21 protein-coding genes are annotated in these 22,621 nt (G+C 65.3%); 8 read left to right on the top strand and 13 right to left on the bottom strand.

Annotated features, from left to right (window positions below):
• Window positions 1–44 precede the first annotated feature (44 nt).
• Both ACWDMM_RS01625 and ACWDMM_RS01620 read right to left on the bottom strand, forming a co-directional pair.
• Window positions 45–731, bottom strand: coding sequence for a VOC family protein (locus ACWDMM_RS01625; protein ID WP_323124242.1), 687 nt, complete (start codon window positions 729–731; stop codon window positions 45–47).
• Between the two features lie 5 nt (window positions 732–736).
• Entirely contained in the window at window positions 737–1,579 is an 843-nt protein-coding gene (locus tag ACWDMM_RS01620; RefSeq protein WP_449935468.1) for an alpha/beta hydrolase, read from the bottom strand.
• Between the two features lie 95 nt (window positions 1,580–1,674).
• On the opposite strand from ACWDMM_RS01620, the gene ACWDMM_RS01615 reads away from it, so the two are divergent.
• The 3 genes from ACWDMM_RS01615 (at window position 1,675) to ACWDMM_RS01605 (ending at window position 3,621) form a co-directional block, all read left to right on the top strand.
• Window positions 1,675–2,322: a TetR/AcrR family transcriptional regulator gene (locus ACWDMM_RS01615; RefSeq protein ID WP_195081379.1), complete on the top strand. Its 648-nt coding sequence runs from the start codon at window positions 1,675–1,677 to the stop codon at window positions 2,320–2,322.
• Window positions 2,323–2,337: 15 nt separating this feature from the next.
• On the top strand, window positions 2,338–2,991 hold the full coding sequence (locus ACWDMM_RS01610) for a polysaccharide deacetylase family protein (RefSeq protein WP_195081378.1): 654 nt from the start codon (window positions 2,338–2,340) through the stop codon (window positions 2,989–2,991).
• A 276-nt stretch (window positions 2,992–3,267) separates the two neighbouring features.
• The gene (locus ACWDMM_RS01605) at window positions 3,268–3,621 is read left to right on the top strand and encodes a DoxX family protein (protein WP_357105324.1); all 354 of its coding nucleotides are present in this window, start codon (window positions 3,268–3,270) and stop codon (window positions 3,619–3,621) included.
• Window positions 3,622–3,804: 183 nt separating this feature from the next.
• Here ACWDMM_RS01605 and ACWDMM_RS01600 read toward each other — a convergent pair whose 3' ends face one another.
• From ACWDMM_RS01600 to ACWDMM_RS01590, 3 genes are read right to left on the bottom strand one after another with little or no spacing between them, the layout of a single operon-like run.
• Window positions 3,805–4,710: a LysR family transcriptional regulator gene (locus ACWDMM_RS01600; protein ID WP_357105321.1), complete on the bottom strand. Its 906-nt coding sequence runs from the start codon at window positions 4,708–4,710 to the stop codon at window positions 3,805–3,807.
• Window positions 4,711–4,754: 44 nt separating this feature from the next.
• The gene (locus ACWDMM_RS01595; protein WP_357105318.1) at window positions 4,755–5,690 is read right to left on the bottom strand and encodes a dihydrodipicolinate synthase family protein; all 936 of its coding nucleotides are present in this window, start codon (window positions 5,688–5,690) and stop codon (window positions 4,755–4,757) included.
• 27 nt (window positions 5,691–5,717) lie between these two features.
• Window positions 5,718–6,689, bottom strand: coding sequence for an SDR family oxidoreductase (locus ACWDMM_RS01590; protein WP_449935464.1), 972 nt, complete (start codon window positions 6,687–6,689; stop codon window positions 5,718–5,720).
• 59 nt (window positions 6,690–6,748) lie between these two features.
• On the opposite strand from ACWDMM_RS01590, the gene ACWDMM_RS01585 reads away from it, so the two are divergent.
• Together ACWDMM_RS01585 and ACWDMM_RS01580 are read left to right on the top strand one after the other, a co-directional pair.
• On the top strand, window positions 6,749–7,828 hold the full coding sequence (locus ACWDMM_RS01585; protein WP_195081374.1) for a zinc-dependent alcohol dehydrogenase: 1,080 nt from the start codon (window positions 6,749–6,751) through the stop codon (window positions 7,826–7,828).
• A complete protein-coding gene (locus tag ACWDMM_RS01580) occupies window positions 7,815–8,975 on the top strand; it encodes a DUF3500 domain-containing protein (protein ID WP_357105309.1) in 1,161 nt (386 codons plus the stop codon). Before ACWDMM_RS01585 ends, ACWDMM_RS01580 begins: the two co-directional genes overlap by 14 nt.
• A gap of 95 nt (window positions 8,976–9,070) precedes the next feature.
• On the opposite strand, the gene ACWDMM_RS01575 is transcribed toward ACWDMM_RS01580, so the two are convergent.
• Window positions 9,071–9,568 (bottom strand): TetR/AcrR family transcriptional regulator, encoded by a 498-nt coding sequence (locus tag ACWDMM_RS01575; protein ID WP_357105306.1) that lies wholly within the window; start codon window positions 9,566–9,568, stop codon window positions 9,071–9,073.
• Between the two features lie 611 nt (window positions 9,569–10,179).
• Here ACWDMM_RS01575 and ACWDMM_RS01570 point away from each other — a divergent pair.
• The gene (locus ACWDMM_RS01570) at window positions 10,180–11,217 is read left to right on the top strand and encodes an MCE family protein (protein ID WP_195081441.1); all 1,038 of its coding nucleotides are present in this window, start codon (window positions 10,180–10,182) and stop codon (window positions 11,215–11,217) included.
• Between the two features lie 70 nt (window positions 11,218–11,287).
• On the opposite strand, the gene ACWDMM_RS01565 is transcribed toward ACWDMM_RS01570, so the two are convergent.
• From ACWDMM_RS01565 to ACWDMM_RS01545, 5 genes are all read right to left on the bottom strand, one after another.
• Complete coding sequence (locus ACWDMM_RS01565) at window positions 11,288–11,485, bottom strand: ferredoxin (RefSeq protein WP_195081372.1); 198 nt, start codon at window positions 11,483–11,485, stop codon at window positions 11,288–11,290.
• A 12-nt stretch (window positions 11,486–11,497) separates the two neighbouring features.
• Complete coding sequence (locus tag ACWDMM_RS01560; RefSeq protein ID WP_449935460.1) at window positions 11,498–12,682, bottom strand: cytochrome P450; 1,185 nt, start codon at window positions 12,680–12,682, stop codon at window positions 11,498–11,500.
• Window positions 12,683–13,291: 609 nt separating this feature from the next.
• Entirely contained in the window at window positions 13,292–14,881 is a 1,590-nt protein-coding gene (locus ACWDMM_RS01555) for an FAD-dependent oxidoreductase (RefSeq protein ID WP_449935457.1), read from the bottom strand.
• Entirely contained in the window at window positions 14,878–15,774 is an 897-nt protein-coding gene (locus ACWDMM_RS01550) for an alpha/beta fold hydrolase (protein ID WP_449935454.1), read from the bottom strand. The genes ACWDMM_RS01555 and ACWDMM_RS01550 overlap by 4 nt, the downstream gene beginning before the upstream one ends.
• On the bottom strand, window positions 15,771–16,625 hold the full coding sequence (locus ACWDMM_RS01545; protein ID WP_449935452.1) for an alpha/beta fold hydrolase: 855 nt from the start codon (window positions 16,623–16,625) through the stop codon (window positions 15,771–15,773). Before ACWDMM_RS01545 ends, ACWDMM_RS01550 begins: the two co-directional genes overlap by 4 nt.
• 1 nt (window position 16,626) lies before the next feature.
• Between ACWDMM_RS01545 and ACWDMM_RS01540 the strand changes: the two genes are divergently transcribed.
• On the top strand, window positions 16,627–17,448 hold the full coding sequence (locus ACWDMM_RS01540; RefSeq protein WP_449935450.1) for a TetR/AcrR family transcriptional regulator: 822 nt from the start codon (window positions 16,627–16,629) through the stop codon (window positions 17,446–17,448).
• 296 nt (window positions 17,449–17,744) lie between these two features.
• Here ACWDMM_RS01540 and ACWDMM_RS01535 read toward each other — a convergent pair whose 3' ends face one another.
• A complete protein-coding gene (locus tag ACWDMM_RS01535; protein WP_195081368.1) occupies window positions 17,745–19,040 on the bottom strand; it encodes an amidohydrolase family protein in 1,296 nt (431 codons plus the stop codon).
• Window positions 19,041–19,601: 561 nt separating this feature from the next.
• On the bottom strand, window positions 19,602–20,030 hold the full coding sequence (locus tag ACWDMM_RS01530; RefSeq protein ID WP_357105292.1) for a type II toxin-antitoxin system Rv0910 family toxin: 429 nt from the start codon (window positions 20,028–20,030) through the stop codon (window positions 19,602–19,604).
• A gap of 347 nt (window positions 20,031–20,377) precedes the next feature.
• On the opposite strand from ACWDMM_RS01530, the gene ACWDMM_RS01525 reads away from it, so the two are divergent.
• On the top strand, window positions 20,378–22,213 hold the full coding sequence (locus tag ACWDMM_RS01525) for an acyl-CoA dehydrogenase (RefSeq protein WP_357105289.1): 1,836 nt from the start codon (window positions 20,378–20,380) through the stop codon (window positions 22,211–22,213).
• Window positions 22,214–22,621 lie beyond the last annotated feature (408 nt).

The following is a 22,621-nucleotide window of genomic DNA, read 5'->3' as shown; positions in this document are numbered from 1 at the left end:
CCGCCGGGACGGTGCGGTGCACGGTCGGCCATCGGTCGCTGGGATCAGTCGAGGCGGACCGGCGGATCGGTCTGGCTGGCCATCTGCCACACCAGCTCGTCAGGCATGGCGATGATCTGCCGGTAGACCTCGTCGGGATAGGCCATATGGGGTTTGGTCTCGTCGTAGGCCGGTTGGGCCACCGGCTCGAGCGGTCGGGTGAATGGTGCTGGGTGCCTGTAGGTTTCGAGTTCCTCGGCGCTGATGCCGTTGATCTCGACCACTTCCGGGTCGATCCAGGCGCGGTCGTCGATGGCGTCGCCGGTGGTGAGTTCGACCAGCAGACCTTCCGGGCCCGCGAGGTAGAGCGACCGGCAGAACCCGTGGTCGATCGGGCCGAGCACGACGATCCCTCGACTGCGGATGCGGTCGCGCAAACTCAGCAGTTCGTCGAGATCGCGTACATGCAGTGCGACATGCTGCATGGCACCGGGCGCGACCGGTCCGGTCGGTTCGGCGGCATGGGTGACGCCGAGCTCGCGAGTGTCGGGGTTGTCGGGGTGGTACACGAACGCGATGTAGGAGGTGGGGTTGAGTTCGACGAACCCGTGCCAGGCGCCTTCGGCTCCGTGCATGCGGTACAGCGCCTTGAGCGGCAGGCCGAGGACATCGGTGAAGAACGCGATCTGAGATTTGATGTCGCGGGTGGCGATGGCCAGGTGGTTCACGCCGATGGGTTGGGTGGCGGTCATGATGGTCAGTCCTTTTCGGTGGCGGAGTCGAGCAACTGCTTGTGGCACCAGGTCCGCACGACATCGGCGTAGTCGGCGGTGTGGAACAACATCAGCTGGTGCACCCCTTCGGGTTGAATGTGCAGTTCGACGGGGCCGGTGGTGGCGTCGACGACGGCCTGGGCCGCGGCGGGAGGGAAGATCGGATCTTTCTCCCCGACGGCGAACAGGATCGGTTTGGTGTTGGCCGACAACGGCACGGCGGGGTCGTAGCGCAGGATCGACGCCCATGAGGCCAGGTCGTAAGTCCAGGTGTTGAGCGGATCCTGATGCTTCTGCTTGCCCGCGCCGCGGAACCCGTAGTCGGTGTCGAAATCGATGTACTGGTCGATATCGAAGCGCAGCGCCGGACCGAACAGGGCGACCATCTGATCGAACGCCTGTGTGCGGAAGGCGTTGTCGGTCGGGATCAGCGGTGAGGACGGGATGGCGAATCCCATCAAAATCGCGCCCGCGAAATCCTGCGACGCGGCGTAGGCGCCGTAGGCGGCGGACGCGCCGAGCGAGGAGCCCTTGATGAATACCGGCAGTCCGGTGGCGGCACGAATGTGGTCGGTCAGCTGCAGTGCCGCCTCGATCCACTCCTCGATGGCGAACTGGCCGGCGCGTCGGTCCACGCACGAGCGGCCGTGGCCGGGAGCATCCATGCACCAGACCTCGGCTCCCAACCGGGCATAGTGTGCGGCGAAATTGTCGTAGATGCCGCCATGGCCGCCGATTCCGTGCTGAACCAGCAGCACATGATCCGCGGCCGGATCAGCGAATCGATACGCGAATGTGTTGCCGACCATCTGTTCTTCTCTGCGCATCGGCCACCTCCCTGTGTCCCGCGTCATAAAAGTTGATGACAATCAATAAACCACACAAGTTGATGGTCGTCAACATGTTGTCCTAAACTGGGCGGATGGCGACGCAGACACGAAAAGGACGACCACCGGCCGAGCAGTCACCAGCCTCGTTGACCGACATCCTGGCCGCGGCGTTGAGAGTGTTCGCCGAATACGGATTCGACGGCACCTCGGTGGCGGCGCTCAATCGCGAGCTCGGAGTGAGCCACAACCTCGTCCATCAGCGGTTCGGCTCCAAGGAGAGGCTGTGGTACGCCACGGTCGACTGGGCTTTCGGCGAGATCGCCGACCACATGAGCGTGGATGCGGAGTTGGCCGAGCGCGACCTACTCGAAGCGGTACGCGCGACGATCGTGCAATTCCTTCAACTGCACGCCACCCACCCACAGATCCTGCGGCTGGTCACGGTAGAAGGCGCCACCGAGGGGCCTCGGCTGACGTACCTGTTCGACGCGCACGTCGGACCGTTGTATCATCGGATCACCGCGCCGCTGAAGGTGCTCGTCGACCGCGGGGTGCTGGCCGAGGAAGACATTCGCACCGTGCATTTCCTGGTTGCGCACGGCGCTACCGCGCCGTTCAGTCTGGTCCCTCTGGCGGCGAGGCTGAACCCACTCGATCCACTCGACCCCGCGGCGGTTCGCCGGCACGCCGAATTCGTCGCCGGCATGGTCGTGGCCGGGCTCCGCGCCCGCGGCGCCTGACCAGCGAGGGCGACCGTGACGAAGGTGACGCTCAGTTTCGACAATGGACCCAGCCCGGCCACCGCCACCGTGCTCGATGCACTGGCCGACCACGGCATCCGCACGACCTTCTTCGTCGTCGGCGCCGAGCTCGCGCGATCGGGCGCGCGGCGAGCAACCGAACGTGCTGCGGCCGAGGGACATTGGATCGGCAATCACACCATGACTCACTCGATCCAGTTCGGCGACGACGCGGGCGCCCCCGATCTGCCGATCCGGGAAATCGAGGGCGCGCAGGAGGTCATCGGGAGGCTTACCCACCCCGACAAGCTGTTTCGGCCCTTCGGCGGTGGAGGTGTCCTCGATCGGAGGCTTTTCTCGCCGAACGCGGTGGGCTACCTGTGCCGACACGGCTACACGTGCGTGCTGTGGAACTGCATTCCCCACGACTGGGACCGCCCCGACGACTGGGTCGAGCGATGCCTGGCCGACATCAGGTCGCGGCCATGGAGTTTGGTCGTCCTGCACGACCTGCCCACCGGCGCCATGCGGCACCTGCCCCGTTTTCTGCAACGGCTCGATGCCCTCGATGTCGAGATCGTCCAAGAATTCCCCGAATCCTGCGTCCCCATCCGGCGGGGTCGCCTGCAGGGATCGCTCGATCACCTGGTCACCGCGCCCGACAGCTGAGCATCCGGACAGGATTCACGACCGACCTGCGCCAGCGCACTCACCGATGACTTCGTCCACTCGATCCCGATGTGGTCGCGCGCTGCTCGCTCACGCTGCCATGCCCCGCGATGGGCACCCGATGCGTGGGCCCATTATATGTTGACGGCCATCAATAAATTGCATTATATTGATGGCCGTCAACATTTGAGGTGGTGTTGGGACATGTCAACGAAGGCGCGTCGTCGATCCTCGGCACGAACGCCTACAACACCTCCGAGAGAAAAGGAGCGATCGATGACGATCGCATCAATTGTTCTGCCCGCCTTGCTGGCGCTCGAGATGATCGCCGTGGGAGCGCCGAAGGTGCTCGCCGTGCAGGCCATGCGTGAACGCGCCGCCCACGCCGGGATCCCCGTGTCCGGCTACCGAGTCCTCGGAGCCTTGGAAATGGTCGGTGCGGCAGGGCTTTTGATCGGTATCGGCCGGCATCCGATCGGCCGGCTCGCAGGGGTCGCAATCGTGCTGCTGATGGTAGGGGCGCTCATCACCCACGTCCGGACCAAGGACAAGCTCGCCGACATGATCCCGGCCATCGTCACCGCCCTGTTGGCGGTGACCTACCTCGTCGTCGCATCACTCGCCCGCTGAGCGCTGGTCACCGAAGGCGCTCGGGCGTCCTCGCCGACGTCTGAGATGCCACACCAGGCAGGATGCCCTGTGTTCCCGCACGCCCCACCGCAGCCGTCGTCGCGGGAGGCGGTGCTGCTGTTCGGCGACTCATCTCTTCGTCACAATTCCGGGAACGCGCCGACCCCGACGATGGCCCGGCTACTAGCAGCGCAAAGCGCCCGCGGGAAGATCCGTGGCCGAGGTGAGTGGCAACTCGAGGGCGATGAGCAGGTCTCGATACCGCTGCGCGAGTTGCGTCGGCGTGTTGCGGCTGTAGGCGACGATCTCCCGGTAGACCCCGTTGCCAATTCTTCTGGCGTGCTGTATCCAGCCGCCGGGTACGGCGTTGTTGGGCACCAGCGCGACTCCCAAGCCCTCCATGGCGAAGAGCAGTGCGGCCGCCACCTGTCCGGTACGCGCGACGGCGCGTGGGGTGAATCCGAGGGCGGTGGCCGTCCGGTCCACTATCTCGCTCATGCCTTGCTCGGGCTCGTAGAGAATCCAGTCGGCTGCGGCCAGTTCGTCGAGTTCCACCGAGGAACCCGTGTGCCGCCCTGCCGGGCCGACCAGCACCATCTCCTCATAACCGAGTGACACGACGGGCCCCTCCCACAGTTCGGGCCGCGGTCCGACCGCGATGTCGCCTTGCCCGCTGCGAACCGCCTCCTCGAGAGCGCGGCGGTGCGAGAAGTCGTGCACCCGAAGGACTGCCGTCGGGAACAGGGAGTGCCACCGCACGGCGCTCGGGGGCAGGATGCCGGAGGCGATCGACCGGACGGTCAGCACATGCACGTCGCCGCTTCGCCCCTCGACTACTTGGCGCACGGCATCCGCGGCTTCGCCGACAGCCCGCAACACACGCTCGGCGTGCGGCAGGAAGGCCCGTCCCGCGGGCGTGAGGGCCAGGCCATGGCGGCCCCGTTCGAGCAGTTGCGCGCCGAGTTCCTTCTCCAATAGACGCATCTGCTGCGACAGCGACGGCTGTGAGACATACAGCCGTGCCGCGGCGGCGCTGAACGATCCGCTTTCCCAGACGGCGAGAAAGTACTCCAGCTGGCGCAGTCGCATCGGAGGAGGTTACCGCCGTTGGCCGCAGACGCGGAACGAGCGCGTCATGCGACCCGATTCGCCCGACTGTCCCGGCGAGCGAGCCGGGCAAGCAAATGGTCGACTTCCGACCGCGCCCGGCTCGAGAGCACGCTGCGGGGCGCGCGCTGAGTGTCGGAGGCGAGCAGGCCGCGCCGTTGCATGACGTATTTACGCACCGCCAGGCCCACACCCGGCTGCTGTTCGTATCGCAGCAACGGCAGATGCGCGTCGAAGATGTCATGGCTTTCCTCGCAACGGCCCGCCGCGGTATGACCGACCACATCGACCAGCATCTCGGGGAAGCAGTATCCGGTCATGGCGCCGTCAGCGCCCCGCGCGGTCTCGAAATCGAGGAAGAGTCCCCCGTTGCCGCACAGGATCGACAGCCTCGGCATTTCGCCCTCGGCTTCCAACTGCCGCAGTGCGCTGATCTTCTCCAGACCCGGCCAGTCTTCATGCTTGAGCATGACGCAGTTCGGTATGGCGCGGGAGATACGCGCGATGACCGGTGCGCTCATGACAACCGAGAACGACAAGGGATAGTCCTGCACGACGAGGGGAACCGAGTCGCCGAGCGCGGCCGCGACGCCCTCGTAATAGCCGACGATCTGGTCGTCGGTGCGCAAGATGTTGGGCGGTGCGACCATGACGCCTGCCGCGCCCGCCGACATGACCTCACCGGTCAGTGCGCGCATCGCGGCGTAGCCGGGAGCGGAGACCCCTACGACGACCGGGAGTCGAGTCGTCCGCAGCACGTGCCGCACGATTCGGGTCGCCTCGTCATGAGCCAGTTTGGGCGCCTCCCCCATCTGGCCGAGCAAAGTGATCCCGGTGACGCCGACCGATTCGTAGAAATCGACCAACCGGTGCAGCGAGTCGAAGTCCACCGCTCCTTCCTCGTCGAAGGGGGTGGGCGCGATGGCGAAGACGCCCCTCGCCTCACGGGTGAGCACGGCCATTGTTGAGATCCTTTGTCGCAGTGAGTATCAGAGGCTGGGAATGAGACCGCCGTCGACGCGCACCACCGTGCCGGTGATGTACGACGCCGGAACGCTCGCCAGGAACGCCACCGTCGCCGCGTATTCGTCCGGGTCGCCGTAGCGGCCGACGGGGATGGTGGCGACGCTGTCGGCCACGACCTGTTCGACGGTTCGGCCCTCCGCTTCGGATTTGATCTGGTCGAGACGCTCGACGCGACGGGTGCCGATCCGGCCCGGCACGACGATGTTGCAGGTGACACCGTCCGCGGCGACTTCCCGCGCCAGCGTCTTGGACCAGCCGAGCAATGCGGCACGGAGACTGTTCGACAGGCCGAGACCGGGAATCGGCGCGATGACCCCCGAACTGGTGCTCGTGATGACGCGGCCCCATCCGCGCGTCCGCATACCCGGGACGAGTTCGTCGCTGATGGCGATCACCGAAAGCACCATGGAACGGAAATGTTCGAGCCATATCGCGGATGGCCAGCCCAGGATCGGCGCGGGCGGCGGCCCGCCGGTGTTGTTGACCAGGATGTCCACCGGGCCGAGGGTTCGCTCGATCAGTGTGACGTTGCCTTCGATGGCATCGAGGTCGGCGATGTCCCATGCCACCGCTATGGCCCGGCCGCCGGCCGCGACAATCTTTTCGCAGCGGGATTCGGCGGCTTCGCGATGGATATCGGCCACAGCCACCTCGGCGCCCTCGGCCGCCAATTTCTCCGCGATGGCGCCACCCAGGCCACCTCCCGCGCCCAGAACCAGTGCGGTTCGACCGGCAATCTCGAGATCCAAAAGTCCACTCCTCGAACGAACGCCGATGATTCCGGCATTTCCAGATATTCCGCACCGTAACACCAGGCCACCGAATGTGCCCAATACGAATATCCGCCACACCCTATAGGGAAAACTTATACGTGCAGCATCCGGCACGATCGGCAACGGTTGTCCAACGACGACCGCCGCCGCGCCGTTGGACACGAAATAAATCGCTCACATAGCCTCCCGATGGACCACAAAACGACAACGAAAGCAATGTGATGTCCTTTCCGGAAACAATGCTCGCGGCAGTGATCGGCGAGCCGGGAATTATCAAGACCAAAACCATGCCGGTGCCCCGCCCCGGCCCGGACGACGTTCTTGTGCGGGTGCATCGGGCATCACTGTGCGGCACCGACCTCAAGGTCCGCAGCCGTCGCTTCTTCCACGGAGCCGGCCCGGCGCCGGACACCTTCATCCCCGGGCACGAGTACGCGGGCGTCGTGGCCGCGGTCGGCAGCGCCGTAGACGAGTTCGCCGTCGGCGATCGCGTCGTCACCGAGGCGCATCGGGGCTGCATGCGATGCGTGAACTGCCTGTCCGGCTCCTACACGGACTGCTTGAACTACGGTAACCACGCCAAAGGCCATCGGGTACAGGGGATGACGGTCAACGGCGGCTTCGCCGAATATGTCGTCAACCACGTCTCCACGCTGTACCGGCTTCCCGATGACATCGACTTCGACTCGGCCGTCGTGCTGACCACCGTCGGCACCGTGATGCATGCTTTCGACGCACTCGACTCGCTGCTGGTCGGCGCCGGCGTCGCGGTGATCGGTCCCGGCCCCATCGGATTGATGGCCGTCCAGGTCGCCCGCGAACTGGGAGCCGACCCGGTGATGCTCGTGGGCACCCGCAACAGCCGACTGGAGATCGGGAAGCAATTCGATGCCGACTATCTGATCAACTCCCGCGAGGAGGACGCCGTCGCCGCGGTTCGGGAGATCACCGGCGGACTCGGCCCCGACATCGTTGTGGAGTGCTCCGGGGCTGCGGGCGCCGTCGACGACGCGATCCACATGGTCAAGCGCGGCGGCAGAATCGTGTTGGCGGGATTCTTCGAACAGCCGGTGACCGCCGACCTCAATCACGCTGTCATGAACGGAATCTCGATCCATACCGTCCGCGGCGAAGGTGCACGCTCGGTAGCCAGGGCCCTGTCGCTGGCATCGCGGGGACGACTGCACACCAGCGCCCTGGTGACCCATCATTTCCCCCTGGAAGACATCGCCGAAGCTTTCGACACCTACGCGGAACGGCGAGACAACGCGATCAAGGTCATGCTCGATGTCGCCGGATGAGGCCACGTTTGCTCCGGTCCGCGAGTTGGTCGCCACCGACATGGCTGCCTGCGCGGCAGCATGGCTGGAATCGCTCGCCCCGGATCAATTGACTCGAGCGCAGTTCGACTCGCCTCTGGCTCCGGACGCGGAGGCCGAGCGGCTTCGTTGGTTCTACACCCCGACCGACCACGGTGGACTCGCGCTGCGCGACCAGACCGCACGTCAGCAGGGCTTGGCGATGCGACTGGTCGCCTCGGGACTGTCCGAGGCCGGGTACGCGACCGTCGCCACCGTGATGGGCCTGGAGAACGTCCTCGATCGGGTCGAAGGATGGCAAGTCCGCTGGGGACGGCAACGGGGCCGGGATCCCGGCCTGTACTGGCTGAGATTGTTCGGCCGACCGGGTGACCGGGTCTGGGCATGGCGCTTCGGCGGCCACCACATCTCGCTGAACAACCTCGTCATCGGCGGACGCATCGTCTCGACGACACCGTGCTTCATCGGAGCCGATCCAGCCGGCACCGCCCTGCTCGGCGGCACGCTACGGCCGCTGGGCGGGCCGGAAGAAACGGCGCGGCGCCTGGCCCGGTCACTGGACTCCGACCGATACCACACGGCATTACTGCACACCAGTGCCATATCCGACATCGTCTCCGGCAACCGACCGACGATCGCTCACGGCGACGCGATGATGCACATGCAGGATCTCTGGCGCGGCAGATTCACCGATCCGGCGCTGCGAAAGTTGGTCGACGACATCGACATGCGCGCCGAAAGCGGGAGCGGATACACCGCAGCCGACCATGCGGCCATGGCGATCTCCATTCCCCCCCGAGGTTTGTCCGCGCGCGACCTCGACCCAGAGCATCGGCATGTATTACGGCAGCTGATCAGCCTGTACACCGGTCGTGCGCCGAGCGCACTCGCCGAAGTCCACGCCGCGTACTATGCAGCCGACGACGTACTCGACGAGGTTCACTTCGGATGGGCAGGCAGCCTCGAGGCCGGGGAACCGCACTACTACCGAATCCAGGGCCCCGAGCTGCTCATCGAATACGACAACACCCAGCGCCAGGCCAACCATGCCCACTCGGTCTGGCGAGATTTGCGCTCGGATTTCGGGCTGGACAGTCTGGCCGAACATCGCCGGCGCTCCGCGCATTGAGAAGAGCAGCGGGGAATGCGGGGCAGGAACGGCGGCGGAGACCGGTCGATGGGCTCCGCCTGATCCGTTAAGCGTGACGCCAGTTCGCTGTGCCCTCAACGGTGGCCCAGCGAATTGAGCGCCTGCTGCGCGAGGACATCCATCCATGTCGCTGTCAAGGCGGCCGCATCGCGCTGCGACGTTCGCAGCATCGCCAGGACGACTCCGCCGAGCAGATCGAGAGCGGCGCTCAGATCGTGCACGTGGAAGCGCTCCGCCGACACGCCGGACCGAATGCCCGCGGCCAGACGTGATCTGACGTCCGGATCTTCGAGGATCCGGTATCTCATCGAAAGGACGATCGCGGCGATATCAGGGTGGCCGATGCCGACCTCGCCGAGCGCATGTAAGTGCGCGAGGACTATGTCGGCAGGGTCATCGATACCCGCGGCAGCGCTGTCGAGGATCCGCGCCACCTCCTCGATCACCTCGGCGATGACTGTATCGAAAAGTTCGTCTTTGCTACTGAAGTGGTTGTAAAAGGATCCGGTCGCGACACCGGCCTCCCGCGCCAGACCGGCGATGCCGATCCTCCCGGCCAGATCGCTGGCCAATGCCCACCGCCCGGAGCGGATCAGTGCCGCACGTGTGCGAAGAGCGCTGCGTGCCCGCGCGTCCAAACGACCGGTGATCGGCTGCGGCGACGGCGCGCTGGTACCCCCGTCGAGGGGCCGGCCCCGGACTGACTCCGGGCCGATCTGCTCACCGACAGCAACGCGTCCACTCATAATGGTTACAGTGTCGCCGTTATAATCGCGGCCGTCAATGGACGACCCCGCAACGCTGCCGCCCGACTCGGCGAGCGCACGAGATTCGATCGCCGCCCCACCGGCGAGGCCGCGGCCACAAGGGGGACGGCGCGACCCGCTGCTTCGACATGCGTCGACGGAGCCGTCGGCGGCTTGGCAACACCGACCAATTCGGATACAGTGTAGCCGAATTAGTTGGACCGTCGAGCGAGAGAACGCTTCCGCCCCGCGTGTCCGAGCACAGGAGAAGGCACCCGGCGGGATTCCGCGAGATCGCTCCCCTACAACCGAGCGATCTTCATCCCCAAAGGGGGTGCAGTATCAGGCAAGACAGTGAGGCGTGTGTGCTGAAGTTCCATTCGGCGATCAAGTTCGGACCGGTCAAAATTCTCGCGATCAGCGCAACGGCGATTTCGATGGGCAGCTGCTCGCTACTGCCGAACGCGGCCGACGACGCGTGGCGGGACACCACGCACATCACCGCTGATTTCGACAACATCGCCGGCATCTACGAAGGAAACCCGGTCACCGTCCTCGGACTAGAGGTCGGCAAGGTCGAGAAGGTCACCCCGAAAGGCACGTTCATCGAGGCGCGCTTGTCGATCGAACCTCAGGTGAAGATTCCGGAAGAGGCAGTGGCGGCGATTATCTCGCCGTCCATTGTCACCGATCGCCACATCGAGCTCACTCCGGTCTACACCCAGGGCGAAACTCTCTCCGACGGTGCTCACCTGCCGAAGTCGCGGACCAAGACCCCCGTCGAGTTGGACACCATGATCAAGACCATCGATCAGTTCGCGGCGGCACTGAAGCCGCAGGAAGGAGCCGAGGGGCTCGGCCCGATGTCGGGTCGGGTCCTCTACCCCATGCTCGATGGCAACGGCGCAAAGATCCGGGACACCCTCGAAGCGCTATCGGCCGCACTGAAGGTCGGTGTCGACAACAAGGACGCGGTCTCGAACATCGTCCTCAGGCTCAACGAGCTCACCACGATACTCGCCGAGAACGACCAAACGATCCGCGATTTCAGCGACCGGATGACCCAGATGTCCGGTCTGCTCGCCGAGCAATCCTCCGGTTTGCAGGCGACCCTCGACCAGCTGACCGCCTTCCTGGCCAATACCTCCGGCGCGCTCGGGCAGTACCAAGACCAACTCGCGGGCACCTTGACCGGACTTACGAACGTAACCCGCCAGCTTCGCGACAACGCCTCCGGTCTTACCGAAGTCGCCGACCTCGCACCCATGGTGCTGCAGAACATCGACAATCTCGTCGACCGCGAGAACCGTCGAGCGCGAGTTCATTTCATCGTTCCCACCGCCCTCAACGGTGAAATCATCAGCTTGTTCTGCGAGCGCATACAGATGAAGGCCGACGGCTGCCGTACCGGGAACATGCAGGACTTCGGCCCCGACTACGGTCTGACCGCCGCGCTGCTCGGACTGACGAAGTAGCGTCGCGATCCTCGCCTTCCATCAGCCATGACAGTCGATCCGGCATTGCCGAGATTCCAGCCGAGCGGTTTCATGACTGTTCTCGGAGGGCGGCTACCGGGCAGGAGTCGACGGCCGCTCTGGCAACCTTGACGTACTCGTCGGGAACATCGGCGCCCTCGAATCGGTAGATCAGTTGGGCGTCGTCATCGAGGGTGAATACAGCGGGGGCCTGTGCGGCGCATAGGCCATGACCTTCGCAGCGGGAGTAGTCGACGGAGATCTTCATCGCGAGTGCCTTTCAGGCGGGAATCAATCGGAGGGGAAGGCTTTCGAAGCGATGGATGATGTTGTTGGTCGCCCATTCGCCTGGGCCGGCGATCTCGATGCGTGCGACGCGGTCGACCAGCGCACGCAGAACGGCTTGGGTTTCAAGCCGGGCCAGGCCCTGTCCGGCGCACCCGTGGGTGCCGTGCCCGAAGCCGAGTTGCCGGGCGGCGTCGCGGCGGATGTCGAACGTGTCCGCGTCTTTCCACTCGCATGGGTCTCGGTTGGCGGAGGCATAGATGACGACCACCCGCGCGTCTCTCGGGATCGTGGTGCCGGACACCGTCGTATCGCGAATCGCCTTGCGCGAGAAGGCTCGCAGTGGTGACTCGTACCGCACCACCTCGTTCACCGCGTTCGGGATCTTGGCCGGGTCCGCCCGCAGCATCTGCCACTGGTCGGGGTGGGTGGCGAAGAGATACAACGCGCTGGAGATGGCGCCGATCGTGGTGTCCAGCGACGGTGCGAGGTAATCGATCAGCAACGCCGGGCATTCCGAGTGTTGGACCTTGCCTTCATCGGCAGCCCGCAGGACCTCCTCCCCCGCACTACCGGGGAGGAGGTCTCGATCGCGGGCGATCCGCCGGGTGAAGCGCATCATCTCCGCACTCGCCGGGGCGGTCCGGATCGATCGGCCGTTGATCGGACCCAACGAGTCGAAGGTCGCACCGGCCCATCGCAGTAGGTGCTCGCGACCGTGTTGTGGCCAGCCGATCAGATCCGGTACGACCGACATCGGGAGGGCCGTCGCGAGTTCGACACCGTCGATCGCACCGCGCGAGACCGCGGCCTCGACCGCCGCCATTGCCTGCTGGTCGACCGTTGCCCGCATCGCGCGCAGCGCCCTGGGTGTGAGTCGGTGCGCCAGCAGGGCGCGCCGACGGCTGTGGTCCTCGCCGTCGCTGTTGAGGGTGGTGCCGCGGGCGAGGCGGTTGGCCACCGGATTCAACGCGACGCCCGCGCCGGAGACGAAGGTCTCGTCATCCAGCAGCACGGCTTTGCATTCCGCGTAACGAGGCAACGCGTAAGCACGCTGCTTCGCGAGCCACACCACCGGCCCCAGCTCGCGCAGCCGCGCATAGTGCGGATAAGGGTCGTGTATCGCCGCCCGGGAGTAGAGATCGGGCTCATAAGCCGGGGTCGCACTGCGATTACGCATCGAAACTCCTTCAAAACAGGACAGTCAGCGGACGGTGGCGACCGAGGCCGGCTCCGCCCGACGTCGTAGCCCGCCGGCCGCTCGGCGCCGGGAATGCGTCGAGTCACCTGGATGCCGATGCACGTCGACAACCAGCCCGATGCAGCCGCGGCCGCCAGGTCTGCCAACGAGCAGCGGTCAGCTCAGGCCGACTCCAGCGGCCGCCTCCCGGCCACTGAATTTCGCGCGGGACCCGGGCGCGCACAGCCCACGATCCCGTATGCCATCTCGCGCAGGTATCAGAGACGATGGGTGCTGCGCGTGCGATCCGCTGCGCTCGGTACCGGGTACAGTCTCTGGCACGGCATCACTGGGTAGCTTTCGTCCACCTGCTGGTCGACCGCGGCCGCGCGCGCCCAACCACCTTCGGTGGACTCGCGGGCGAATGCGATGGCCGCCTCGCGCGAGGCGACGAAATGCAGGGGTGCACCCAGTCCGAAGTCCACCGCTAGATGCCACAGCATCGAGGCTCCAACGTTCGAACATCAGCCCTGGCCGAAATGATCGCCGTATCGCCGTCCTCGCACTCCCGGCTGGCAAGAGGGCGATTCCAGCGAATGACGTTGCGAGTCATGCCTGCGTCTCCGGGGTATGCAGCGCAGAGGTAGCCGCCAACTCCGGGGTCATCGCGCTGAGGGCCTTCAGCGTCCGTGACGTCCGGTCGGTGGTGGCGATAGCGCCGATGTAGCCGTCGGGGCGGATCAACAGCAGCGTGGAGTCGCTCACGCCGTAGATCCGAGCGAAGGAATCGGTGATGTCGACAAGGGCCACATCGACCGCCGCCTGCTTCCCGCTGTCGATGGCGACTCGTCTCAGTTCCGCACCGGCCGCGGGCCAGGGTAGTGCTGCCAGGTCCGCGGCCGCCGCGGGACCGTAGGCCAGCGCGGTGAAGTGCGGACCGGAGAAAAGGTCGAACAGCCGCTGCGCTCCCCCCGTCGCATTCAGCAATCTCGCGTCCGGGGCACGGTCACCGACCTGTAGGGTCGCGGTCCGTTCGGCCTCGGCCGTTGCCAACGGTCCACCACGGTAATGCAGGCCGAGTTGGCGTTCGTCGTTGCCGCGTTTGATGGACGACGGGTCGAGTTTGGACAGCCCCTCGTATTTTTTGGTCGACAAGCCCAGTACACCGGCCGCGATAGGCTGCCGTTCGGCCTCGTAGCTGTCGAGGAGGCTGTCGGGCGCCCCCGCGAGCACTTGAGCGAGTTTCCAGCCGAGGTTGTAGGCGTCCTGCAGGCCGGTATTGAGTCCCTGCGCACCCGCCGGGGTGTGTACATGAGCGGCATCACCGACGAGGAGTATCCGTCCCGACCGATACTGCTGGGCCAGACGGATATTGGGGCGGAACACCGTCTTCCAACTGATCTGCGACAGGCGGATACGCGTGCTCCCGGTGTGGGCGCGGATTCGCGTGTTCAGGTCGTCGTCGTCGAGGGATGGCTGCTCGTCGGGCGCCAGCCGTATCATCCACTGGAACTGCTCGGAATGCGGCAGCGGGCACGCACCGACGAATCGACCACCAGGCCTGGGCCACACGTGCCAGCGGTCCCGGGAAAGGCCTTCCACCACGGCGTCGACGATGATCATCCGATCGGACTCGTCGGTCGAGCCCTCGAACGCGATACCCGAGCTCTTGCGGACCGCGCTGGCGCCGCCGTCGGCGCCGACGAGATAGCGGGCGGCGATCTCGTGCACGCCGCCGGGTCCGGCCACGGTCGCCACCACCGCATCCGGACGCTGCTCGAATCCGAGCAGCTCGCAGTCTGTTTCGACAGTTCCGCCGAGTCGCCGCAGCCCGGCGCGCAGCGCGGCGTCGGTGCGGAACTGGGGGATCAACCACGTGTTCGGATGTGGCACATCGGATGTCACCTCGTTACGCGACTGCATGTGCCAAGGGATGGTCACGGGGCCGGCATGGATGCCCAACGGTGGATAGGTGGCTCCTCCGGCGAGGATGTCGTCGAGGACGCCCAGGTCCTCGAGGACTTCCAGGCTGCGCGGCTGGATGCCTTTGGCCCGCGAACCGTCGAAAGCGTGCGCGGCCTTGTCGATGATCCGTATCGCCAGCCCGCGACGAGTCAGATCGATCGCCAAAGCGGTGCCGGCGGGCCCGGCGCCGACGACGAGAACGTCGACGAGTTCCGTATCAGGCGGTGTCGTCATCGCCGTACCCCATCCTTGACTCCGTGGACGAAAGCGGTGAACCTTTTGCTCATTTCGACGGGCTCCTCGTAGGGGACCATGTGCCCGCACGGCGAGAGAATGTGCGACTCGGTGGGAGCCAGCAACGCGCACACGTCCTCGTAACTGGTGATGGGTGTGACCTGGTCTTCGTCGCCCCACAGCAACATGCGCGGCACCGGTAGGTGTCCGGTACTCCGGTAGAGGTCGTGGCGGGCGGACAGCGGGAAATCGGCAAGCGTGGCCGCCAACGCATAGATCGAGCCTTCGAACTGGTAGCACTCCCGCACCATCGCCGTCAGCGCCGCGGATCGTTGCGGGTCGCGAACATTGTGCGAGAGGTGCCGGTCGAGCATTCTGCTGCCCAGAATTCGGGCCAGGACGGTCCCCGACCACTCGTGGCGCAGCAGCCGTGCGGCGGCAGGTTCGGGCTGTAAGCCAGCCGGGCCCGCCAAGGTCAATGTCGCCAGTCGGTCGGTCTGCTGTGCGGCGAAGGCCATGGCGACCAGCGCCCCCATCGAGGTTCCGACGAGGTGGTAGGGCTCGTGAAGTCCCAGTCGTTCGGTCAGATCGGTCAGTTGCCGCACGAACAGTGATTCGTCGTAGGCAGCTCGCACACGCTCGGAGTAACCGCGTCCGTAGGCGCTGTAGGTGAGGGTGCGAAATCCGCGCCGCAAGAGTTCGGCGGCAAGGTCGTCCCAGTAGAACAGGGGGATGGTCAGCCCACCCACGAAGACGACAGTCTCAGCTCCGATGGGTCCGGTCAGCTCGTAGTGGGTGACTCCGTCGCGGCATCGGAGGAAGTCACCGCGCAGTCCGGCGCGGCTGTTCTGGTTCAAGCGGCGGGTTTCGCCGCGGGCCACGAAGTACTTCATCGCAGGCCTTCCGTCCGCGAGGTCGGCTCCGTGGTCAAGAAGTCGAGGACCGCGCCTGCCACCCATCCCGGGTCTTCGTCGGGAAGCAGGTGCCCGCCGCCAGGGTGCACCCGTTCGCGGGAGCCCGGGATGTCGCGGGTGAAATGCTGACCGTCGATCGACGCGCTGCGCAGTACCAACGTGGGCGCGGTGATGGCCGGGATCTCGGCGGTGCGGTCGATCTGGTCGGTATTGGCGAAGTCGATGAATGCCTGCTGGTTACCCGGCCGGGTCAGCATGGCGTGCACCCGGTCGACCATCGCGTCGTCCACCACCGACGACCGCGACCCCACCGCCGAGCGCAGATTGCGTGCGGTGGCCGCGCGAGACGACAAGCGCCGCAGCAGCACCCGACCGATAGGGTTCCTCGCCAGACGCAGCGCCAGCAGAAGCGATTTACCCGGATAGCCCGTGGCATTGATCAAAACCAGACGATCCACCCGTCCCGGGTAATCCAGAGCAAAGTTCCAGGCGATGTTGCCACCCAGCGAATTGCCCACCAGCGAAGCCTTCGGTACCCCCAGCGAGTCCAAGAATGTGGCGACAGTTCTGGCGAACGTTTGCACCTTGTAGTCGCGGTCTGTGCGCGGCCCTGTAAGGCCGAACCCGGGCAGGTCCAGCCGGATCACGTCGAAGGACGAGGACAACGCCGAGGCCACCTCGTCGAAGCAGTGCAGTGATGAGCCGCTGCCATGGAGCAGCAGCACGGAGGGCCCCGCACCAGCCCGCTTGTAGTGGAGCTTGTGGCCCTCGACGAGCGCGAAGCGCGAATCAGGGTCGATGTAGTCATCGACGGCTACTCGTCTACTCATAATGGCAACAGTGTTGCCTATAATCTTTCCTGGGTCAACCCCTATCGGCAACGACGTGGCCGATATTATGGTGGTCGGATGCGCCGGTCCGCCGGTACGAGAGAATGAGGTTGTGACCGCCTCCGATTCAGATACCGCCGAGACTCCGGCACGCCGCTCCCCCGGCCGCCCACGGGTGCCGTTCGACCGCATCGTGGCCACCGCGACGCGCATCGTCGACGAGGAAGGGCCCGACGCCTTGTCGATGCGCACCCTGGCCCAACGTCTCGACACCGGCACGGCGGTGCTGTACCGGGCCGTCGCCAATCGCGCCGAGCTCATCGGCCACGTGGTCGACCGGGTGCTCGGCGAGGTGGAGATCGAGGACAACGCACCCGAGGGCGACTGGCAGCGCGCGTGCGCGGCCGCCGCCGAAGCCATGTTCTCGACCCTGCACCGGCATCGCGGTGTCGCACCCCTGCTCATCGAGCAGGTACCGACCGGCCCCAACGCGCTGATGTTGCGTGAGCGGATCTTGGCGATGTTGCTCGCCAACGACTTCTCCCCCGAACGCGCGGCTTTGGTGTACACCACCGTGGCCCGCTATGTCATCGGGTTCGCCGCCCAGCTACAGGGCCACAACACCGAAGCCAATATCGAGCCGGCCGGCCTCACCGCTCTGTATCGCCGGCTCGATCCTGCGCAGTTCCCCGCAACGGTCGCCGTCGCCGACTGCCTACCCACGCAGACTTTGGAAGACGAGTTTCGCTTCGGTCTGCGATTGCTCGTCGCAGGCCTTGTGGACCTGCACGCCACAGGAAGGGACTCGACTGGCTCACACTGACGCGAGTGCTCGTTTCCGCGTTCGAACGTCAGGCCCGAGTCAGCAGTGCTCGCCGACAGATAGGCTCGGCAGCAAGCCCGCAACGACCCCCGAAGACGCCGAGAACCGCTGCGATGCCAGAGTCGACGAGGTGCGTCCATGCTCTCCGCCTCGAGATCGCGCGACGGCGGCGCCCCTGCGTCGGATCAGCGAGGCCGATTCGCGGGTACAGGCTGTCGCGCAGGGCGCATCAGCCCTGCGCGTATACGCAGCATGCCGGGCGCCCGGCCGTTCGCCGCTGGTCGTGCGAGTGCAGCCTAACGCTGGCGGCAACCGGTTAGGAGGACGTCTGCCGTGCCGGAGCGGCGCACGATACCGGCCGCCGAACGATGTAGGTGCTCGAGCACGTCCTCCACATCTACGCCGACCAGTCGGCCGCCCCGTTTGACCATCCACCCGTCGACGATGACCGTGTCGACGTTGCTTGTGTCCATCAACTGGACGATGGCGCCGGGTGCGTGGTTGATCGGGCCCGCGTTGAGCGTACGTGCGTTCAAGACGATGACGTCGGCTCGTTTGCCCGGGGTGAGCGAGCCGACGAGATGGTCGAGATGAGCCGCCTGGGCTCCGCCGAGCGTCGCCATCCGAAGGATGTCGCGGGTCGATACCGGCGACATCGCTTCCGACGCTTCATCCACCATTGGCGGGATACCGCTTCGCTGCAGCACGTACGCCGCGCGCATCTGCGAGAAGAAGTCCACGGGCGCAATGCTGACGGCGTCCGTGCCGAAACTCACCGCAATTCCGTGGTCGAGTGCGGCTTGCAGCGCAGGCCGTCCCATCGCGAGGGACTGTTCGGCGACGGCCGAGACCGATACCTTGCCACCGGTACGCTCGATCACCCGCCACGCCGAATCCTCCAGGCCGAGGCAATGGATGTAGGTGATCCATGGCCCGAGGAGCCCTTGCGTCTCGAACTCTTCGAGTGCACGCCCCCAGTTGACATCGTTGACATGCGCGAAGACGGGCAGCTGTAGTTCCTTGGCGAGTTGGAACAGGTCTTCATCGACGTGATAGCCCAACGCCATGCGAACAAGGTCTCCATCCCCTGTAGCGACGGTCTGTTGCAGGCGATGAATGTCTTCCGGATGGGCGTACGACGGCGAGGGTTCATGGTCACCGAAACACGGCGAGAAACTGAAAACGCAACGGATGCCGGAGCGGCGGATGCCGTCCAGCGCCGCGTCGGTGTGTTCGGGAGTGTAGGAGCATTGCGAGGTATCGACGACGGTCGTGGTGCCCGCTGCCAGATTCTCCAAAGCCCCGCCGAACTCACCCCAGTACACGTCCTCGGGCGTGTACTGATGGAACAGCCCGTCGGCGCCGAAGCGTGACTGCAGGAAATAGTCGGAGTCGAGCGCATCCGACCAGTACGACCTCAAGGCGGTCTGGAACATGTGATGGTGTGAGTTCACGAACCCGGGAAGGACAATCTTCCCTTCGCACTCGACCACTGTGACGCCGTCGGCGACCAGATCCATTCCGACACTTGCAATCCTGCCGTCTTCGATGAGCACATCGGCGCGTTCGTAATCGCCGAGATCGGCATCCATGGTGAGAACGATCCCGCCACGCAACAGCAGTCGATTCCCGGTTGTCATCGCTTGTCCACCCCCCTCGCCAGATCCCAGCCGCTATTGGTAGCGCCCGAAGCCCAACGCCGACGACCAGGCGTGCCGTACGGCAAGCGGTGTAGCGATAGCGTGCGGCCGTCCAAAAGTTCTCCTTCAGTTCGCGTTACGGCAGAGCACTCGCGTGAGGCTCCACGGCCCCTCAGCCGAGTCGTGCGTCGGCCGAAGAAAGGGCGAGGCAGTTCGCGGCGGCAACGGAGGTCATCCACGCCGACCAGCGCCGGCGGGCTACCCCGACCGGACAGCTGATGCGGCGACTCGCCGACACGACACCTCGGCCTCCGGTCGTCCTCGCGAGCGCAGGCCAACTATATCGGCAACAGCGTTACCGATACAAGTACCGGCGATGAGAACAGTTCGGCGCGAACGAGGAAGTCGACCACAACCGCCGCTCACGATCGTCGAGGTCGCCCGCCCACGCAGTCCTCGCCCGAACCGGGTGGCAACTTCGCCCGGCGGCCACATCGAGGGCACCTTGCACTGCTACAGAAGCGCCTCGGCCTTCCTCAGGGACTTGTCGAGCGCGCCGACCAGCGATCGCTTGAACATGCCCCCCATCGGTCCGTCGATCATTCCCCCCTCGATATTCGCCGTCATGGCGACAGTCGTGCCCCCCGACTCGGCCCGAAGATCGACGGCCAAGGCCAGCTTGACGCCGGCCCTGGTGGTTCCGACCAGCACGAGGGAGTGCGGCTCCACGACATCCTCGACCGTCCAATCGATGGAGATCGGCATATTCATGACCGTCGCAGCCGCCGTCACCGCATCACCTCTGGTGACCCGATTCGGGACGTCACTCTTCCACGCCTTGTGAATCGCCAGCCATTCACTCCAGCGGGGCAAATTGCAGAGGATCGCCCAGACCTCCTCCGGTCGCGCCCCGTATCTGGCGTTCACTTCGACAGTACGCATGCCGATCACCCTCTCCTCGGGCCGAGATTATCGGCAACATCGTTGCCGTTATGACTGTACGGTTGAGAGGGTAGCGGACACACCGTCGTCGGCGCGATGCGAGGGAGCGACAGGGTGGATGCGCGATGACCGCACCATCCACGTCCCACAGCTCCGATCACCCCACGGTCTCGGCCTGCCGGCAGTAGGACCGAGGGTCGGCCGCGCCGAGCCGGCATGTCGACGAGGCTCCGCCCTGCTGCTTGCAGACGGCCATATAGGTCACTAGTTTCATAGTCAGTTTTTTGAATACTCATGAATGCTTCTTCGGCCGTCCGGAGTCGCCCATGCGCCACGAAAGGTCCCCTATGGGTCACTACAAGAGCAACGTCCGCGACCTCGAGTTCAACATGTTCGAGGTCCTGGGTCTCGATGCAATCCTTCGATCCGGCAGCTTCGCGGGATTGGATTCGGACACGGTCCGCTCCATGCTCGTCGAGGCCACGCGACAAGCCGAGGGTCCGGTCGCCGCTTCTTTCGCCGATGCCGACCGCAATCCGCCGATCTTCGATCCGGACACGCATTCGGTCGCGCTACCGGACGCCTTCAAGAAGTCGGTGCGGACCTGGCAGGACGCGGAGTGGTTCCTCCTTGGACTGCCCGAAGAACTCGGGGGAACTCCGGCGCCGTGGATGGTGACTTGGGCGATCAACGAGCTGCTGCTCGGCGCCAATCCCGCTGTCTTCTTCTACATGCTGGGGCCCGTGATGGCCGACGTGCTGTTCCGGGTCGGTAATGACGAGCAGCGACGTTGGGCGAAGATCGCGATCGATCGACTGTGGGGCGGGACTATGGTGCTCACCGAGCCGGACGCAGGCTCCGACGTCGGGGCCGGCCGCACGAAGGCGGTGAAGCAAGACGACGGCAGCTGGCACATCGAAGGCGTGAAGCGGTTCATCACCGGAGCCGAATCGGACGATCTGGCGGAGAACATCTTCCACCTCGTTCTCGCTCGGCCGGAGGGAGCGGGGCCGGGCACGAAGGGTTTGAGCTTGTTCTTCGTGCCGAAATTTCATTTCGACTCGCACACAGGCGAGCTGGGCGCCCGCAACGGAGTGTTCGTCACCGATGTCGAGCACAAGATGGGTTTGAAGGCGTCCGCCACATGCGAACTCACCTTCGGCGGCCACGGCGTTCCGGCGAAGGGCTGGCTGGTCGGTGACGTACACGACGGGATCGCCCAGATGTTCAAAGTGATCGAGAACGCGCGAATGTCGGTGGGAACGAAGGCGATCGCTACATTGTCCACCGGCTATCTCAACGCGCTCGAGTACGCGAAAAGCCGAGTGCAAGGCCCTGACTTGACCCAGATGACCGACAAGACCGCCCCGCGCGTGGCGATCCTCCGCCATCCCGACGTACGTCGCAGCTTGATGATGCAGAAGGCGTACGCCGAGGGGCTACGCGCTGTTTACATGTATGCCGCCGCACACCAAGACCCCGCCAGCGCCGCGCAGGTGTCCGGCGTCGGCGCCGACCTTGCTCGCCGGGTCAACGATCTGCTGCTGCCAGTCGTCAAAGGCGTCGGCTCCGAACGTGCGTACCAGCTTCTGACCGACTCGCTGCAGACTTTCGGCGGTTCCGGTTTCCTGCAGGACTACCCGATCGAACAGTACATCCGCGACTCCAAGATCGACTCGTTGTACGAGGGCACCACCGCTATACAGTCCCTGGATTTCTTCTTCCGCAAGATCGCCCGCGACCAGGGCGTCGCCATGACCCATCTGCTGGGCGGGATCTCCGACTTCCTCGAACGGGACAACGGTGACGCACGCCTGAGCGATCTGCGCATTGTCCTGGCAACAGCACTCGGTGACGTACAGGCTATGAACCAAACCCTGTTCGGCTACCTGATGGCCGCCCAGGAACAGCCGAGCGAGCTGTACAAGATCGGACTGGCGTCGGTGCGCTTCTTGATGGCATTCGGCGACCTCATGATCGGATGGCGACTGCTGGAGCAAGCCGAAGTCGCGCTCGCCGCTCTCTCTGGCGCACCATCCTCCAAGGATCGCGACTTCTACGAGGGCAAAGTGGCGGTTGCCGACTTCTTCGCCAGAACTGTCCTGCCGGATCTGACCTCCGCGAGGCGATTCGTGGCATCTGTGACGGCAACGCTGATGGACCTGTCCGACGGCGCCTTCTGAGACCAGACGAAGACGATCCCCCTTCGGTCGAACCACCAAGGTTCGCAATCGCGATCTGATACGGGCCGATCCGTTCGGCCTACTCCGATCTCCTGTCTGCCGCGGCCGTTCCCCCTACCGTGCGCCCGCTGATCGCCGGTCGCGACCCGTGCGATACGGCATTTCCAGGTAGTCGCCGGTCTCGGGGTGCAGCGCCCAGATCCGGGAGATTGCACGGGGATCGCGGCGCGGCACGAACCGGGCCAGCGGCTGGCGGCGGGGATCAACGCACGCACATCCGCGTAGTACTGCACGTGGTCGACGGTGAACCCGCTGCGCGACAAGCTCCGGCGGATCACCGGCAGGAAGTCGACCAGGAACGCCGTCTCGTTTGTTCGGGGCCGACGCCCGCCACTGCTCTCCACCTGC

Source organism: Nocardia sp. NPDC003726 (assembly GCF_053586955.1).
This window is presented reverse-complemented; position numbering and strand designations above follow the sequence as displayed.